The sequence below is a fragment of the Streptomyces sp. NPDC048291 genome (assembly GCF_043201715.1).
Classification (GTDB): domain Bacteria; phylum Actinomycetota; class Actinomycetes; order Streptomycetales; family Streptomycetaceae; genus Streptomyces.
In genome coordinates, this window is the sequence record NZ_JBICZC010000009.1 from 22,472 (window position 1) to 37,279 (window position 14,808).

Annotated in this window: 18 protein-coding genes; 14 read left to right on the forward strand and 4 right to left on the reverse strand. The window is 71.9% G+C overall.

What is annotated here, in order from left to right; translation table 11 throughout:
- Nucleotides 1-111 precede the first annotated feature (111 nt).
- From ald to ACGF5O_RS24200, 9 genes are all read left to right on the forward strand, one after another.
- Nucleotides 112-1,236 (forward strand): alanine dehydrogenase, encoded by a 1,125-nt coding sequence (ald, locus tag ACGF5O_RS24160; protein WP_393811956.1) that lies wholly within the window; start codon nucleotides 112-114, stop codon nucleotides 1,234-1,236.
- Between the two features lie 404 nt (nucleotides 1,237-1,640).
- Entirely contained in the window at nucleotides 1,641-2,768 is a 1,128-nt protein-coding gene (locus ACGF5O_RS24165; RefSeq protein ID WP_393668249.1) for a ParA family protein, read from the forward strand.
- Nucleotides 2,753-3,364 carry a hypothetical protein gene (locus ACGF5O_RS24170; protein ID WP_393811957.1) on the forward strand — a complete coding sequence of 204 codons (612 nt, stop codon included), beginning with the start codon at nucleotides 2,753-2,755 and terminating at the stop codon, nucleotides 3,362-3,364. Before ACGF5O_RS24165 ends, ACGF5O_RS24170 begins: the two co-directional genes overlap by 16 nt.
- 18 nt (nucleotides 3,365-3,382) lie before the next feature.
- A complete protein-coding gene (locus tag ACGF5O_RS24175; protein ID WP_393811958.1) occupies nucleotides 3,383-4,501 on the forward strand; it encodes a segregation/condensation protein A in 1,119 nt (372 codons plus the stop codon).
- Nucleotides 4,498-5,148: an SMC-Scp complex subunit ScpB gene (gene scpB, locus ACGF5O_RS24180; protein WP_393811959.1), complete on the forward strand. Its 651-nt coding sequence runs from the start codon at nucleotides 4,498-4,500 to the stop codon at nucleotides 5,146-5,148. The genes ACGF5O_RS24175 and scpB overlap by 4 nt, the downstream gene beginning before the upstream one ends.
- Before the next feature lie 12 nt (nucleotides 5,149-5,160).
- On the forward strand, nucleotides 5,161-6,285 hold the full coding sequence (locus tag ACGF5O_RS24185; RefSeq protein WP_393811960.1) for a pseudouridine synthase: 1,125 nt from the start codon (nucleotides 5,161-5,163) through the stop codon (nucleotides 6,283-6,285).
- 230 nt (nucleotides 6,286-6,515) lie between these two features.
- Nucleotides 6,516-7,235, forward strand: a complete 720-nt coding sequence (locus ACGF5O_RS24190; protein WP_393812333.1) for an NUDIX domain-containing protein — start codon at nucleotides 6,516-6,518, stop codon at nucleotides 7,233-7,235.
- The gene (locus tag ACGF5O_RS24195) at nucleotides 7,232-8,254 is read left to right on the forward strand and encodes an ADP-ribosylglycohydrolase family protein (protein WP_393811961.1); all 1,023 of its coding nucleotides are present in this window, start codon (nucleotides 7,232-7,234) and stop codon (nucleotides 8,252-8,254) included. Before ACGF5O_RS24190 ends, ACGF5O_RS24195 begins: the two co-directional genes overlap by 4 nt.
- A gap of 4 nt (nucleotides 8,255-8,258) precedes the next feature.
- Nucleotides 8,259-9,017, forward strand: coding sequence for a DNA polymerase beta superfamily protein (locus ACGF5O_RS24200; RefSeq protein ID WP_393811962.1), 759 nt, complete (start codon nucleotides 8,259-8,261; stop codon nucleotides 9,015-9,017).
- Here ACGF5O_RS24200 and ACGF5O_RS24205 read toward each other — a convergent pair.
- The 4 genes from ACGF5O_RS24205 to ACGF5O_RS24220 are packed head-to-tail and all read right to left on the reverse strand — an operon-like array spanning nucleotide 8,943 to nucleotide 11,452.
- Nucleotides 8,943-9,686 carry a DNA polymerase beta superfamily protein gene (locus tag ACGF5O_RS24205; RefSeq protein ID WP_393811963.1) on the reverse strand — a complete coding sequence of 248 codons (744 nt, stop codon included), beginning with the start codon at nucleotides 9,684-9,686 and terminating at the stop codon, nucleotides 8,943-8,945. The genes ACGF5O_RS24200 and ACGF5O_RS24205 overlap by 75 nt on opposite strands.
- A gap of 22 nt (nucleotides 9,687-9,708) precedes the next feature.
- Nucleotides 9,709-10,185, reverse strand: a complete 477-nt coding sequence (locus ACGF5O_RS24210) for a Rieske (2Fe-2S) protein (protein ID WP_393811964.1) — start codon at nucleotides 10,183-10,185, stop codon at nucleotides 9,709-9,711.
- The gene (locus tag ACGF5O_RS24215) at nucleotides 10,182-10,766 is read right to left on the reverse strand and encodes a DUF6529 family protein (RefSeq protein WP_393811965.1); all 585 of its coding nucleotides are present in this window, start codon (nucleotides 10,764-10,766) and stop codon (nucleotides 10,182-10,184) included. Before ACGF5O_RS24215 ends, ACGF5O_RS24210 begins: the two co-directional genes overlap by 4 nt.
- 29 nt (nucleotides 10,767-10,795) lie before the next feature.
- A complete protein-coding gene (locus tag ACGF5O_RS24220) occupies nucleotides 10,796-11,452 on the reverse strand; it encodes a hypothetical protein (protein WP_393811966.1) in 657 nt (218 codons plus the stop codon).
- A 125-nt stretch (nucleotides 11,453-11,577) separates the two neighbouring features.
- On the opposite strand from ACGF5O_RS24220, the gene ACGF5O_RS24225 reads away from it, so the two are divergent.
- The 5 genes from ACGF5O_RS24225 (at nucleotide 11,578) to ACGF5O_RS24245 (ending at nucleotide 14,734) form a co-directional block, all read left to right on the forward strand.
- Nucleotides 11,578-11,751 (forward strand): hypothetical protein, encoded by a 174-nt coding sequence (locus tag ACGF5O_RS24225; protein ID WP_393811967.1) that lies wholly within the window; start codon nucleotides 11,578-11,580, stop codon nucleotides 11,749-11,751.
- Nucleotides 11,752-11,865: 114 nt separating this feature from the next.
- The gene (gene aroH / locus ACGF5O_RS24230; RefSeq protein ID WP_393811968.1) at nucleotides 11,866-12,228 is read left to right on the forward strand and encodes a chorismate mutase; all 363 of its coding nucleotides are present in this window, start codon (nucleotides 11,866-11,868) and stop codon (nucleotides 12,226-12,228) included.
- Nucleotides 12,225-13,310, forward strand: coding sequence for a prephenate dehydrogenase (locus ACGF5O_RS24235; RefSeq protein ID WP_393811969.1), 1,086 nt, complete (start codon nucleotides 12,225-12,227; stop codon nucleotides 13,308-13,310). Before aroH ends, ACGF5O_RS24235 begins: the two co-directional genes overlap by 4 nt.
- 96 nt (nucleotides 13,311-13,406) lie before the next feature.
- On the forward strand, nucleotides 13,407-14,093 hold the full coding sequence (cmk, locus tag ACGF5O_RS24240; RefSeq protein WP_393811970.1) for a (d)CMP kinase: 687 nt from the start codon (nucleotides 13,407-13,409) through the stop codon (nucleotides 14,091-14,093).
- Nucleotides 14,094-14,146: 53 nt separating this feature from the next.
- On the forward strand, nucleotides 14,147-14,734 hold the full coding sequence (locus tag ACGF5O_RS24245; RefSeq protein ID WP_393812334.1) for a lysophospholipid acyltransferase family protein: 588 nt from the start codon (nucleotides 14,147-14,149) through the stop codon (nucleotides 14,732-14,734).
- Nucleotides 14,735-14,808: the final 74 nt, after the last annotated feature.

Sequence of the window (14,808 nt, forward strand, 5' to 3'; positions counted from 1 at the left end):
AACACCTTCATTAAACTGGCTCTGCCGCCGGTTCTTCCGCGGTGTCTCCTGGTATGCCGCCGCATGCCGGGTATGTGCGTCTATGCCCCCACACCCTCTGAGCCAAGGACCGTGATCGACGTGAAGGTCGGCATCCCCCGCGAGGTCAAGAACAACGAGTTCCGGGTGGCCATCACCCCGGCCGGCGTGCACGAGCTGGCGCGCCACGGCCACCAGGTCGTCGTCGAGCGCGGCGCGGGCCTCGGCTCGTCGATCCCGGACGACGAGTACGTCTCCGCCGGCGCCACGATCCTGGACACCGCCGACGAGGTGTGGGCCACCGCCGACCTGCTGCTGAAGGTCAAGGAGCCGATCGCGGAGGAGTACCACCGCCTCCGCAAGGACCAGACCCTCTTCACCTACCTGCACCTGGCCGCGTCCAAGGAGTGCACGGACGCCCTCCTGGAGTCCGGCACCACGGCGATCGCCTACGAGACCGTCGAGCTGCCCAGCCGCGCGCTCCCGCTGCTCGCGCCCATGTCCGAGGTCGCGGGCCGGCTCGCCCCGCAGGTCGGCGCCTACCACCTGATGCGCGCCGCCGGCGGCCGGGGCGTCCTGCCCGGCGGTGTCCCGGGCGTGCTGCCCGCCAAGGCCGTCGTCATCGGCGGCGGCGTCTCCGGCTGGAACGCCGTGCAGATCGCCATCGGCATGGGCTTCGACGTGACCCTGCTCGACCGCGACATCAACAAGCTGCGCGAGGCCGACCGGATCTTCGGCACCAAGGTCAAGGCCGTCATGTCCAACGCCTTCGAGCTGGAGAAGGCCTGCCTGGAGGCCGACCTCGTGGTCGGCGCCGTGCTCATCCCGGGCGCCAAGGCCCCGAAGCTCGTCACCAACGAGCTGGTCTCCCGCATGAAGCCGGGAAGTGTCCTTGTCGACATCGCGATCGACCAGGGCGGCTGCTTCGAGGACTCCCGCCCCACCACGCACGCCGAGCCGACCTTCAAGGTCCACGAGTCGGTCTTCTACTGCGTCGCCAACATGCCCGGCGCGGTGCCCAACACCTCCACCTACGCGCTCACCAACGCCACGCTCCCGTACATCGTGTCGCTCGCGGACAACGGCTGGGCGGAGGCGCTGCGCCGCGACGCCGCGCTCGCCAAGGGCCTCAACACCCATGACGGCAAGGTCGTCTACAAGGAGGTCGCCGAGGCGCACGGCCTGGAGCACGTGGACCTCGACACGCTCATCGGCTGACCCGGCCCGACGGGCAAGTCACCTTTTCGTAAAGGCGATACGTCAACAAGCCGCGTCAAGCGCGCACATCCGGCCGGACCTTGCCCGACAAGGTCCGGCCGGATGTGTGTATGGTCACTTTGCGACTTGCGGTCAACTCGCCTCGAACGTAACCCTTCGACCGATTCGCACACCGGTGAAACCTGCTGTGCGACGGCCGTACGCCCTTGACAGAGGGATGTTTCATTGCCGACACATCCTGCCGGGTCCGGCGGATTGTGTTGCTGCGAACGCCCGACACGCCATAGAGTCGCCAACCGTCGGCATAGTGCCACGCTGACCTGTCTAGAAGTTTCCTGGTCACCAAGGAGGTAAGACGACTTGTGAATGAGTCGACATTTTCTCCCGGGGGTGGTCAACCAGGAATGCCGGTACGGGACCAGGGTCCCGCGGGGTTCGAGGCTGTCGGCTCCGTCGCGGTGCGTACCTTCGCAGCAGCCCGGACTCCGCTGACCACGCGGACAGCACACCAGAGCATGGATGGCCATCACGTGAACGCCATGGCCGGCGACGGAAGTGGCGCGCCCCACAGCCAATTCGCCGACTACGACGAACTGCCCGACGGGCACTTCTACGACCCCGACGCCGAGTACGAGCCGGATCCGGAGTACGCGGCCACGCTCGCGCCCGACGCGGCCCGCCAGCGCCGCGAGCGCGTCGGCCCGACCGGGCGCCCGCTCCCGTACTTCCCGATCCCGGGCCCGGTGACCAGTCACGGCCCCGCGACGATCATCGCGATGTGCAACCAGAAGGGCGGCGTCGGCAAGACCACGTCGACCATCAACCTGGGTGCCGCGCTTGCGGAGTACGGCCGCCGGGTGCTGCTCGTGGACTTCGACCCGCAGGGCGCGCTGTCGGTCGGTCTCGGCGTCAACCCGATGGAGCTCGACCTCACCGTCTACAACCTGCTCATGGAGCGGGGCATGGCGGCCGACGAGGTCCTCCTGAAGACCGCGGTCCCCAACATGGACCTGCTGCCCTCCAACATCGACCTGTCGGCCGCCGAGGTCCAGCTGGTCTCCGAGGTGGCCCGCGAGTCGACGCTGCAGCGTGCCCTGAAGCCGCTGCTGCCCGACTACGACTACATCGTGATCGACTGTCAGCCCTCGCTCGGCCTGCTCACGGTCAACGCGCTGACGGCCGCTCACAAGGTGATCGTGCCGCTGGAGTGCGAGTTCTTCGCGCTGCGTGGTGTCGCCCTGCTGACCGAGACCATCGAGAAGGTCCAGGAGCGGCTCAACCCGGAGCTGGAGCTCGACGGCATCCTCGCCACGATGTACGACTCGCGCACGGTCCACAGCCGTGAGGTGCTGGCCCGTGTGGTCGAGGCGTTCGACGACCACGTCTACCACACGGTCATCGGCCGCACGGTCCGCTTCCCGGAGACCACGGTCGCCGGCGAACCGATCACCACGTACGCCTCCAACTCCGTCGGTGCCGCCGCCTATCGCCAGCTCGCCAGGGAGGTGCTCGCCCGGTGTCACGCCGAGTGAGTCTGCCCGGGGCCGACGAACTGTTCCGTACGACCGGGGGCATGGCGCTGCAGCCGTCCACCCCCAGGCGCCCGGCCAACGGCGAGGCCCGGGTGCCGGCTCCCGCGACTCCTGTGGGGGAGCACCACGACGACGCGGCCGCGGCGGCCGAGGCCGCCGAGGACGCGCCCCAGTCGGTGCCCGTGCAGGGCGGCGACGGGGAGGGCGCGGAGCACGTGGCGGCGGAGGCCGAGCCGGCCGACGCCGGGGAGTCCCGCAACCGCGGGGCGGCGGCCACGGTGGTGCCCTCCGGGCCGCGCCGGCCGGCGGCGCAGGAAGCTTCCGGCGTCGACCCCCAGGCCCAGCCCCGCAAGCGCGGGGGCAGGGCGCCCGCCCGGCGGCCCAGCGGGCGGGAGCGGCACGACGAGAAGATCACCGTGTACGTCTCCGCCGAGGAACTGATGGACCTGGAGCACGCGCGTCTCGTGCTCCGGGGCGAGCACGGGCTGGCCGTGGACCGGGGCCGGATCGTCCGCGAGGCGGTCGCCGTGGTCCTCGCCGACCTGGAGTCCCGCGGGGACGCGAGCATCCTCGTCCGACGGCTGCGCGGGCGGTAGGGGTAGCCTGCGGGGGCTATGACCTCGAACGACGTTCCCGCATCCGGCCCCGGCGCCGGGCGCAGGCGTGCGCTGGGGCGGGGGCCGGGGGTTTCGCCTCCGGCGCCAGAAGCGGTGCCGGAGGTCGACGAGAGGCCGTCGTCGGTTGATGTCGCTGGTCCGGCTGAGGCCGGTGAGGCGTTGTGCCCACCCTCCCCCACTCTCGACTCCGCTCGAGCGGGGGGACCCCCATCGCCCAGCGGAACGCCTGCCCGCAACGGCGGCGCGTCTGCGGAGGAACCCGGCGCTGCCGAAGTCCCCGACGGCGTCTTCAAAGTCCGGCTCGCCAACTTCGAAGGGCCCTTCGATCTCCTGCTCCAGCTGATCTCCAAGCACAAGCTGGATGTCACCGAGGTCGCGCTGTCCAAGGTGACCGACGAGTTCATGGCGCACATCCGGGCCATGGGGCCGGACTGGGACCTGGACCAGACGACCGAGTTCCTCGTCGTGGCCGCCACGCTGCTCGACCTGAAGGCCGCCCGGCTGCTGCCCGCCGCCGAGGTGGAGGACGAGGCCGACCTGGCGTTGCTGGAGGCCCGGGACCTGTTGTTCGCGCGGCTGCTCCAGTACCGGGCGTACAAACAGATCGCCGACATCTTCAACCGGCGCCTGGACGACGAGGCCCGCCGCTGGCCCCGTACGGTCGGTCTGGAACCGCATCTCGCCGAGCTGCTGCCCGAGGTCGTCATCAGCATCGGTCCCGAGGGGTTCGCCAAGCTCGCGGTCAAGGCGATGCAGCCCAGGCCCAAGCCGCAGGTGTACATCGACCACATCCACGCCCCGCTGGTCAGCGTGCAGGAGCAGGCCCAGATCGTGGTGGCGCGGCTGCGGGAGCTGGGAGAGGCCAGCTTCCGGGTGCTCGTCGAGGACACCGACAACACGCTCACCGTCGTGGCCCGTTTCCTCGCGCTCCTGGAGCTGTACCGGGAGAAGGCCGTCGCCCTCGACCAGGAGACCGCCCTGGGGGATCTGATCGTGCGGTGGACCGGTGGCGGCGCGGAGGCCTCGCCGATGGTCACCGACGAGTTCGACCGGCCGCCCGAGCCGCCCAAGGACGAGCGGGCCAAGGACGAGCGGGCCAAGGAGGAGAAGGCGTGAGTGAGGAGACCGCGGAGCTGCCGGCGGGGCTGCGGCCCGTCGCCGAGCTCGACCTCAAGCCGGCCCTGGAGGCGGTGCTGATGGTCGTGGACGAGCCCGCCACCGTCGAGCACCTGTCCAAGCTCCTGGAGCGGCCGAAGCAGACGGTCACGAAGGCGCTGCGGGCGCTGGCCGACGAGTACACCGCACAGGGCCGCGGCTTCGAGCTGCGGTTCGTCGCGGGCGGCTGGCGTTTCTACACCCGCGCCGAGTTCGCGCCCGCCGTCGAGCGGCTGGTCCTGGAGGGCCAGACCGCCCGGCTGACCCAGGCCGCCCTGGAGACCCTCGCGGTCGTCGCGTACCGCCAGCCGGTCAGCCGCAGCCGGGTCTCGGTCGTCCGCGGAGTCAACTGCGACGGTGTGATGCGCACCCTGCTCCAGCGCGGTCTGGTCGAGGAGGCGGGCGCGGAACCCGAAACAGGTGCGATCCTGTACAGGACGACGAACTACTTCCTGGAGCGGATGGGCCTGCGCGGCCTGGACGAGCTCCCGGAGCTCGCGCCCTTCCTCCCCGAGGCGGAGGCGATCGAGGCCGAGACCCAGGAGGGCGTGCCGTCGTTCGATCCGGACGCACCCGATGCGCCGGATTCCGAGGACGCAGACGACTAGACGGAAATTTTGATGCGAAGCAGCAGCGGCAGGAACAGCAGCGGAAACAACGGCGGGAGCCGTGGTGGCAACAGCGGCGGCCGCGGCGGGAGCAGCGGTGGGCGCGGCAACTACCGCGGCGCCGGCAACTCCCGTGACGACAACCAGGGCGCCGGCCGGCCGAAGAAGCCGCGCCCGGAGGAGCGGCGCTACGACGTGGGCCCCGGCGCCACCCAGGACGGCCCGAAGTCGGGCCGCGGCGCCTCGGCGCGCGGCGGCGCCAAGGGCGGCCCCCGGCAGGGGCAGGGCACCGGACGCGGCCGTACGGCTCCGGCCAGCTCCCGTGAGTACGACGCACGGGCCGAGGAGCGCAACCGGGAGCGGTACGCGGGCAAGCCGGACGTGAAGCTCCCCAAGACCTTCCCGGGCGCCGAGCAGGAGGGCGAGCGGCTGCAGAAGGTCCTCGCCCGCGCGGGCTACGGCTCCCGGCGTGCCTGCGAGGAGCTGATCGAGCAGGCCAGGGTCGAGGTCAACGGCGAGATCGTCCTGGAGCAGGGCAAGCGGGTCGACCCGGAGAAGGACGAGGTGCGCGTCGACGGGCTGACCGTCGCCACGCAGTCGTACCAGTTCTTCTCGCTGAACAAGCCGGCCGGTGTGGTCTCCACCATGGAGGACACCGACGGGCGGCAGTGCCTCGGCGACTACGTCACCAACCGGGAGACCCGGCTCTTCCACGTGGGGCGGCTCGACACCGAGACCGAGGGCGTCATCCTGCTCACCAACCACGGCGAGCTGGCGCACCGGCTGACCCACCCCAAGTACGGCGTGAAGAAGACCTACCTCGCGCACATCGTCGGCCCGATCCCGCGCGACCTGGGCAAGAAGCTCAAGGACGGCATCCAGCTGGAGGACGGGTACGCGCGCGCCGACCACTTCCGGGTCGTCGAGCAGACCGGCAAGAACTACCTGGTCGAGGTCACCCTGCACGAGGGCCGCAAGCACATCGTGCGGCGCATGCTGGCGGAGGCCGGCTTCCCGGTCGACAAGCTGGTGCGGGTCGCCTTCGGCCCGATCACCCTCGGCGACCAGAAGTCGGGCTGGCTGCGCCGCCTGTCCAACACCGAGGTCGGGATGCTCATGAAGGAAGTCGACCTCTAGATCCCTCCGGCCCGCGAACCCCGCGAGGGGGCGTGCACGGCCTTCTGGCGGCCGGTCCCGGACACTCCGGGACCGGCCGTCGTCGTATCCGTGAACGGGGCTCCAGCGGCCACTGAGAGCTCGTGCGCTGGGTAGTGAGCACTCCGGAGGGGTTGCCCGACGACCCGCGGGCTCTTTATAGTCGTCTCGACTATTAGTGTTGTCGATCATCGAGGGGGGTGGACGGGCACATGCAGGGCTACGACAAGTACGCCTTCGAACCCTTCGCCGTCACCGTCGACCTCGCCGTCCTCACCCTCCGCGCCGGTGTCCTGCACGTGCTGCTCGTCGAGCGCGGGCAGGAGCCGTACGCCGGACAGTGGGCGCTGCCCGGCGGCTTCCTGCTGCCGCGGGAGTCGGCCGAGACGGCGGCCCGGCGTGAACTCGCCGAGGAGACCGGACTGTCGGACGTGTCCGGACTGCACCTGGAGCAGTTGCGGACCTACAGCGGGCCGGACCGCGACCCGAGGATGCGGGTCGTCTCCGTCGCCTTCACCGCGCTGCTGCCCGACGCCCCCGAGCCGCACGGCGGCGGTGACGCGGCCCAGGCTCGCTGGCTGCCGTACGACCCGGGCAGAGCGCTCGCCTTCGACCACGAGCGGATCCTGGCCGACGCCCACGAACGGGTCGGCGCGAAACTGGAGTACAGCTGCCTCGCCACCGCCTTCTGCCCGCCCGAGTTCACGCTCGGCGAGCTGCAGCACGTCTACGAGACCGTGTGGGGCGTCGCACTGGACCGCCCCAACTTCCGCCGCAAGGTGCTGGCCACCCCCGGCTTCGTCGAACCCGTCCCCGGGGCCGCCCGGCTGACCGGAGGCCGCGGCAAACCGGCCGCCCTCTACCGCGCGGGCACCGCCACCGCACTGCACCCGCCCCTGCTCCGCCCGTCCGCGGAAGGACGCCCCGCATGACCACGAACATCGGCGACAAGCGCGCCGCCACCGGCTCCCTGATCGGCCTCGCCCTCGGCGACGCGCTCGGCTTCCCCACCGAGTTCAACGACGTGCCGTCGATCATCGCCAAGTCCGGACCGTGGCGGGAGATGGGCCTGCCGACGCCGGCCGTCGTCTCGGACGACACCCAGATGACCCTCGCCGTCGGGCGTGCGGTGCGCACCGCCATGGACCGCGGGGTGCTCGCGCCCGAACACCTGGAGCGGCCGCTGCGCGACGAGTTCGTGGCCTGGTACGAGTCGCCGGACAACAACCGGGCGCCGGGCAACACCTGCCTGCGCGCCTGCGCGCTCCTGAAGGACGAGGCCCGGGCCTGGCAGGACGCCAGCCAGATCGACTCCAAGGGCTGCGGGGCCAACATGCGGGTCGCGCCCCTCGGGCTCGCGCCAGGGCTGAGCGACGAACAGCGCGCCGGGGCCGCCCAGTTGCAGGCCGCGCTCACCCACGGCCACCCCACCGCCCTGGCCGCCTCCGACCTCACCGCGCGCGCCGTGCACCTGCTCGCGCAGGGGGCCGAACCGGACGGGCTCGTCGAGCAGTTGCGGTCGTACGCCGGCGAGAACCGCGGCCGCTACCACCAGACCTGGCTCGGCGACCTGTGGACGCGGGGCGGGGACGTGACCGCCGAGGCGTTCATAGCGCGCGGCTGGGACGAGTGCCTGGAGATCCTCGACCGGCTCCAGGAGGCCGTGCGGACCGCCTCGCCGGAGGACGACCCGTGCCTGGCCACCGGCGCCGGCTGGATCGCCGAGGAGGCCCTGGCCACCGGTCTGCTCTGCTTCCTGCTCCTCCCCGACGAGCCGCTGCTCGCGCTGCGCCGGGCCGCCTGTTCCTCCGGCGACTCGGACTCGATCGCCTGCCTCGCCGGGGCCTTCGCGGGCGCCCGGCTGGGCGCGGAGGCCTGGCCGACGGAGTGGGCCGACCGGATCGAGTACGGGGGCGACCTGCTGACCCTGGGCGCGCTCTGGGACGCTTGAGCCCATGATCGACGACCTTGATCCGGACCTCGACCTGGCGCCCGTCGTCGCGGAACAGCCCGACCCCCTGCTGTTCGCGACCGTCTCCGGCGCGCACCTGTACGGCTTCCCGTCCCGCGACTCCGACCTGGACCTGCGGGGCGTCCACCTGCTGCCCGCCGCCGACCTGGTCGGGCTGCGCGAGCCGGAGGAGACCCGCTCGAAGACCTGGGTGCGCTACGGCGTCGAGATGGACCTCGTCACCCACGACCTGCGCAAGTTCGCCCGGCTGATGCTGCGCCGCAACGGCTATGTGCTGGAACAGCTCCTGTCGCCGCTCGTCGTGCACACCGGCGACACGCACCGCGAGCTGGCCGCGCTCGCCCCGGGCGTGCTCACCGGCCACCACGCCCACCACTACCGCGGGTTCGCGGTCACCCAGTGGCGGCTGTTCGAGAAGACCGGCGAACTCAAGCCGCTGCTCTACACGTTCCGGGTGCTGCTCACCGGCATCCACCTGATGCGCAGCGGCGAGGTGCAGGCCCATCTGCCCACGCTCCTCGGCGAGGTCCCCGAGGCCCCCGCCCATCTGCCCGAGCTGATCGCCGCCAAGGCCGAGCAGGAGCACGGCACGGCAGCGGTCGCCCACGCGCGCGTGGAGGCCGACGTGGAGCGGCTGCACGTCCTGCTCGACGAGGCGCAGGACGGCTCAGCGCTGCCCGACGCGCCCAGTGTGTACGACGCCCTGCACGACCTGGTGATCCGCGTGCGTCTGGAGGGCTGAGTCCCGGCGCGCCCGGAAGACGAAGTCGGCCACGCGCGCGTGGTCCGGCTCCGCCGGGAGCGGGCTGCCGGACAGGGCCCGCTCGGTCTCCGCGGCGAGCCGGGCCATCCGGGACTCGACCTCCGCCCAGGAGACCTCGCCCCGCTTCACCGCCAGGAACTCCGCGCGCCGGTCGCCGACGTCGATCGTCAGCTCGCCGGTGCGCAGCAGGTCGCGGGCGCTCGTCAGGAGCCGCAGCAGGTGCATCGCGTGCTTCCAGCGCGGGGCGCCGTGCGTCCGGACGTCGGCGTCGAGCTTGCGGCGCTGGCCGAGGGCGTAGCGGGTGAAGGTGTCGTGGGTGCGCCGGGAGAGGAAGGCGCCGCGCAGGGCGAGCAGTTCGCGGCCGGTGGCGTCGAGGTGCTCGACCAGGGGTGAGTGCAGGCACTCCAGGATGTTCGGGTTCGCCCGCAGCGCCAGCTCGCAGAACCGTTCCAGCTCCCAGGAGAACTGCTCCTCGCCCGGCCCCTCGACATGCGTGGGCGGCTTCTCGAAGCCCCAGAACAGGGGGGTGGGGGCGAGGAACACACCCCGGCGGTCGGTGTCGCTGCCCTCGGTGGCCAGGCCGAAGGCCCGCGACCCCATGACACAGGCGTAGATCGTGTGGTCGCGTACCAGGTCCTCGGGCTGCATGTCCGGGAGCGTACGGGGCCGGTCAGCCCATGGTGATCGAATTTCCGCTCACCGTGATCGACTCGGCCGGCAGCGGTCTCGTCGCCGGGCCGTGGGCGACCGAGCCGTCGGCGATGTGGAACTTGCTGCCGTGGCAGGGGCAGTCGATGGTGCCGTCCGCCACCTGGCTCACGGTGCAGCCCTCGTGCGTGCAGATCGCCGAGAAGGCCTTGAACTCGCCCTTCGCCGGCTGGGTCACCACGATCTTCTGGTCCTTGAAGATCGTGCCGCCGCCCTCGGGGATGTCACTCGTCTGCGCCAGCGCCTGCCCGGTGGCCGCGCTCGCCGACCCGGAGGCGGACGATCCGGCGGTGGGCGACGCGGACGCGGCGGACGTCTCTGACGCGGTGGGGGTCCCGGACGAACTGGAGGAGTTGTTGCTGCCGCAGCCCACGCAGGTCGCGGCGAGCGCCGCGGTACCCGTCGTGAGCACGGTGCGCCGAGTGGAGCCGTCGGTCATGTCGTCACTCCGAATGTTCGGAAGAACCAGAATGCGGACGTCAGCCAGACGAGCGTGAGCACGGCGAACACCAGCCCACCGACGATCGGCAGCAGCCAGCCAGGGAGTCGCTCCCAGCGGAGCAGCAGCATCTTGGCACTGAAAACACCGAAGAAGAAGCAACCCAGGATGGAGTGCCACAAAACGCGTGTTTCGTACGTCTGATAGCCCAACGCGTACAGGCAGTGCACCGCCACGGGGACGGCGACCAGGAAGGAGATCCGCCCCGACCAGCGATGCAGGCCCGAGGCCCAGCGCGGCCCCGGCAGCCTGCCGTACAGCATCAGCGCGGAGACCAGCTGGACGAGCGCGAAGAAGAACGCGATCGAGGCCAGCCACGACTTCCCGGCGAACGTGCTGCTGAAGGCGCCGAGGCCGAAGACGTTCCCGGTCGGGTGGTGGACCCTGCCGTACACGCCGAGGGCGACCGCGACCGCGCCGGCCACCAGGACGGGGACGAGATAGCGGGCGGGGTGCGGGCTGTGGCGGTTCGGCTCCTGCGGCGGCCAGCTCTGGGTGGCGGCGTTCGGGTCGACGGTCATGGTCGGCTCCCTCGGGTCACGGCCGGATGTCAGGGGAGGGCCGGGGTCGCCGTCAGCGGCTGTCCGTCCACCGTCACGGCGCCGGTCTCCGGGTCGATGCGGGGTGCGGACGAAGGCGTGCCCTCGCGGTCGACGATGCCGACCTGGCGGCCGTCGGCGAGCACGATCCAGCCGCCTTCGACCTTCGCCCCGCGCACGGTCGCCGTGGCCCGGTACAGGCCCGACCCCTTGACGGCCCTCGGGGCGGTGAAGGCGTAGTGGCCGCCGTCCAGGTCGACGGTCCCGCGGATGCGGACGCCGTCCCGCAGTGTGCCGTTCAACGCGGCGCCGTGGCCGCCGGTCAGCCTCATGCTGCCGTCGGCCAGTACCGGGCCCTTGAGCCAGGACTCCCTGCTGCGCCCGTCGCAGAAGTACGCGATCGCCCTCCCGCCGCGGACCGAGACGGCGACGGAGGACGAGTCGTCGTCGGTGCGGCCGGCGTAGGAGGCGTCGGCGATCCTCGACGGCGACGGCGACGAGGCCGCCGGGGCCGGGGACGCCGTGCTGCTCGTCGGCGTCGGACTCGGTGGTTTCTCCTGGTACGACGACGAGGCGCGGCTCGTCCCCGCTGTCGCGTCGAGCGTCAGAGTGAGCAGGCCGAGCAGCAGACCCGCGAGCAGGGTCAGCAACGGACCGGGGTGTTTCATGGCGGACCTCCCCCGAGGCGGGACTGCCTGTCATCAGAGCGGACCGGCGGGCCCGGCGTAAAGAGGCGCACGGGTGTGTTTCACCCCAAGTAGCGGAATTGGGTCATACGCGTGACATTGGGCCCATGGCAGGCAACGACCTCGAAAACATACTCGGCAGCCTCCTGGGCGACGACGGCGAGAGCGCCGGGAGGCTGACCACACTGATCGGCGCGATGAGCCACGGCCAGGGCGGAGGCTCGCTCGGCGGGCTTCTGGAGACCCTCGCGAAGTCCGCTCCGGCGGCCCGGAAGGACTAGAAGGGCCGCAGGGTCCGAGGGGCGTCTCAGCGGGCGGGCACGGTGCACCGGCGTGGCGGTGGTCTGACTAGGCTGGACGGACCAAGACGCCGACGTCAGAACAGGAGCAGCGCCGTGGCGGTACGAGCGGTCCGGGGGGCCGTCCAGCTGGAGCGGGACGAAGCCGGCCACATGGACGAGCAGGTCGGAGCGCTGCTCACGGCCATCCTGGAGCGGAACGGCCTGACCGCCGACGACCTGATCAGCATCTGGTTCACGGCCACCCCCGACCTGCACAGCGACTTCCCGGCGGCCGCCGCGCGGGGGCTCGGCATCGTCGACGTGCCGCTGATCTGCGCCCAGGAGCTGGACATCGCGGGCGCCATGCCCCGCGTCGTACGGATACTCGCGCACATCGAGTCCGACCGGCCCCGCGCCGACATCACCCACGTCTACCTCGGCGCCGCGGCCGCCCTGCGCAAGGACATCGCCCAGTGAGAACCGCGCTCGTCATCGGCACCGGTCTCATCGGTACGTCCGCCGCCCTCGCCCTCGCCCAGCGGGGCGTCGTCGTCCACCTCGCCGACCACGACCCCGAGCAGGCCCGCACCGCGGCGGCGCTCGGCGCCGGGACCGACGAGGCGCCCGAGGGCCGGGTCGACCTGGCCCTGGTCGCGGCCCCGCCCGCCCATGTCGCCGCCGTCCTCGCGGACGCGATGAGCAGGGGCGTGGCCCGCGGTTACGCCGACGTGGCCAGCGTCAAGGGCAGCCCGCGCCGGGAGCTGGAGGCTCGCGGCCTCGACCTGTCGTCGTACATCGGCACGCACCCCATGTCCGGCCGGGAGAAGTCCGGGCCGCTGGCGGCCACCGCCGACCTCTTCGAGGGCCGGCCCTGGGTGCTCACCCCCACCCGGGACACCGACACCGAGGTGCTGAACCTCGCCCTGGAGCTGGTCTCGCACTGCCGGGCCCTGCCCGTCGTCATGGACGCCGACGCCCACGACCGCGCGGTGGCCCTGGTCTCCCACATGCCCCACCTGGTCTCCAGCATGGTCGCGGCCCGCCTGGAGCACGCCGACGAGTCGGCCGTCCGGCTGTGCGGACAGGGCATCCGGGACGTCACCCGGATCGCCGCCTCCGACCCCCGGATGTGGATCGACATCCTCTCCGCGAACCCCGGCCCGGTCGCCGACCTGCTCGCCGACGTCTCCGCCGACCTCGACGGAACGGTCCGCGCCCTGCGCGCCCTCCAGTCCGCGGACGAGGAGAAGCGGCGCGAGGGCGGCGCGGGCATCGAGGACATGCTCCGCCGGGGCAACGCCGGCCAGGTGCGGGTGCCCGGCAAGCACGGCTCGGCGCCGCGGGTGTACGAGGTCGTGGCGGTGCTCATCGACGACCAGCCCGGCCAGCTGGCCCGGATCTTCGCCGACGCCGGTGCGGCCGGCGTCAACATCGAGGACGTGCGGATCGAGCACGCGACCGGTCAGCAGGCCGGCCACGTCCAGCTCTGGGTGGAGCCGAAGGCGGTGCCCGTGCTCACGTCGGCCCTGCGGGACCGGGGCTGGGCGCTGCGGCAGTAGCGCTGAGAACGGCGGTCCCGGGGGCCGGTAACCTTGTGCGGGGCGCACCGCCGCCCGCACACCACCCACCACCCTGCACCCGGAAGGTGTCCACCCGTGGAAAACGGCGCCGTAAAGCCCGTGATTGTCGCGATCGACGGCCCCTCGGGCACCGGCAAGTCGAGCACGTCCAAGGCCGTGGCCGAGCAGCTCGGCCTCAGCTACCTGGACACCGGCGCCCAGTACCGGGCGATCACCTGGTGGATGGTGACCAGCGGCATCGACCTCACCGACCCGACCGCGATCGCCGCGGTGGCCGGCAAGCCGGAGATCGTCTCGGGCACCGACCCGGTCAAGCCGACGATCACCGTCGACGGCGTGGACGTCTCCGGCCCGATCCGCACCGAGGAGGTCACCTCCAAGGTCAGCGCGGTCAGCGCGGTGCCGGAGGTGCGCACCCGGATCAGCGACCTGCAGCGGTCGCTGGCCCGCGCCGCGGCGGACGGCATCGTCGTGGAGGGCCGGGACATCGGCACCACCGTGCTGCCCGACGCCGACCTGAAGGTCTTCCTGACCGCCTCCCCGGAGGCCCGCGCGGCCCGCCGCAGCGGTGAGCTGAAGGGTGCCGACGTCAACGCCACCCGCGAGGCCCTGGTCAAGCGGGACGCGGCCGACTCGACCCGCAAGACCTCGCCGCTCGCCAAGGCGGGTGACGCCGTCGAGGTGGACACCACCGAGCTGACGCTGGCCCAGGTCATCGAGTGCGTCGTCACCCTCGTCGAGGAGAAGCGGGCCGGGAAGTGAGCCTTCCTTCGCAGCGCGGCGCCGAGACCGGGCGCCGCATCGGGGTCGGCCTGATGTACGGGCTGTGGAAGCCGCGCGTGCTCGGCGCCTGGAAGGTGCCCGCGCAGGGCCCGGCGATCCTCGCCGTGAACCACTCCCACAACATCGACGGCCCGATGGTCATGGGAGTGGCGCCCCGGCCGACGCACTTCCTCATCAAGAAGGAGGCGTTCGTCGGCCCGCTCGACCCGTTCCTGACCCGGATCGGGCAGCTGAAGGTGGACCGTCAGTCCACCGACCGCCTGGCGGTCACCCGGGCGCTCGGCGTCCTGGAGGCCGGGGGAGTGCTCGGCATATTCCCCGAGGGCAGCCGCGGCGACGGCGACTTCGCCGCGCTCCGCGCGGGCCTCGCCTACTTCGCGGTGCGCTCCGGGGCGCCGATCGTCCCGGTGGCCGTACTGGGAAGCGCCGAGCGGCGCGGACGGCTGGTCAAGGGGCTGCCCCCGCTGCGCGCCCGCGTCGACGTCGTCTTCGGCGACCCCTTCGAGGCGGGCGACGGCACCGGCCGGCGCACCCGCAAGGCCCTGGACGAGGCCACCGAGCGCATCCAGAAGCAGCTCGCCGGCCACCTGGAAAACGCCAGGCGTCTCACCGGACGCTAGGCGACACTTAGTAGTGGATCAGCCCATTTGCGGCTGCTCCACCGATCACCACGATGAACGACGAGGTACGGACT

What these genes read in the sequence shown, in the direction of transcription:
- ACGF5O_RS24165 (WP_393668249.1), top strand. Translation starts at nt 1,641, where the DNA reads ATGCCGGTACGGGACCAGGGTCCCGCGGGGTTCGAGGCTGTCGGCTCC.
- ACGF5O_RS24175 (WP_393811958.1), top strand. Translation starts at nt 3,383, where the DNA reads ATGACCTCGAACGACGTTCCCGCATCCGGCCCCGGCGCCGGGCGCAGG.
- ACGF5O_RS24185 (WP_393811960.1), top strand. Translation starts at nt 5,161, where the DNA reads ATGCGAAGCAGCAGCGGCAGGAACAGCAGCGGAAACAACGGCGGGAGC.
- ACGF5O_RS24190 (WP_393812333.1), top strand. Translation starts at nt 6,516, where the DNA reads ATGCAGGGCTACGACAAGTACGCCTTCGAACCCTTCGCCGTCACCGTC.
- ACGF5O_RS24195 (WP_393811961.1), top strand. Translation starts at nt 7,232, where the DNA reads ATGACCACGAACATCGGCGACAAGCGCGCCGCCACCGGCTCCCTGATC.
- ACGF5O_RS24200 (WP_393811962.1), top strand. Translation starts at nt 8,259, where the DNA reads ATGATCGACGACCTTGATCCGGACCTCGACCTGGCGCCCGTCGTCGCG.
- ACGF5O_RS24205 (WP_393811963.1), bottom strand. Translation starts at nt 9,686, where the DNA reads ATGCAGCCCGAGGACCTGGTACGCGACCACACGATCTACGCCTGTGTC.
- ACGF5O_RS24210 (WP_393811964.1), bottom strand. Translation starts at nt 10,185, where the DNA reads ATGACCGACGGCTCCACTCGGCGCACCGTGCTCACGACGGGTACCGCG.
- ACGF5O_RS24215 (WP_393811965.1), bottom strand. Translation starts at nt 10,766, where the DNA reads ATGACCGTCGACCCGAACGCCGCCACCCAGAGCTGGCCGCCGCAGGAG.
- ACGF5O_RS24220 (WP_393811966.1), bottom strand. Translation starts at nt 11,452, where the DNA reads ATGAAACACCCCGGTCCGTTGCTGACCCTGCTCGCGGGTCTGCTGCTC.
- ACGF5O_RS24225 (WP_393811967.1), top strand. Translation starts at nt 11,578, where the DNA reads ATGGCAGGCAACGACCTCGAAAACATACTCGGCAGCCTCCTGGGCGAC.
- ACGF5O_RS24245 (WP_393812334.1), top strand. Translation starts at nt 14,147, where the DNA reads ATGTACGGGCTGTGGAAGCCGCGCGTGCTCGGCGCCTGGAAGGTGCCC.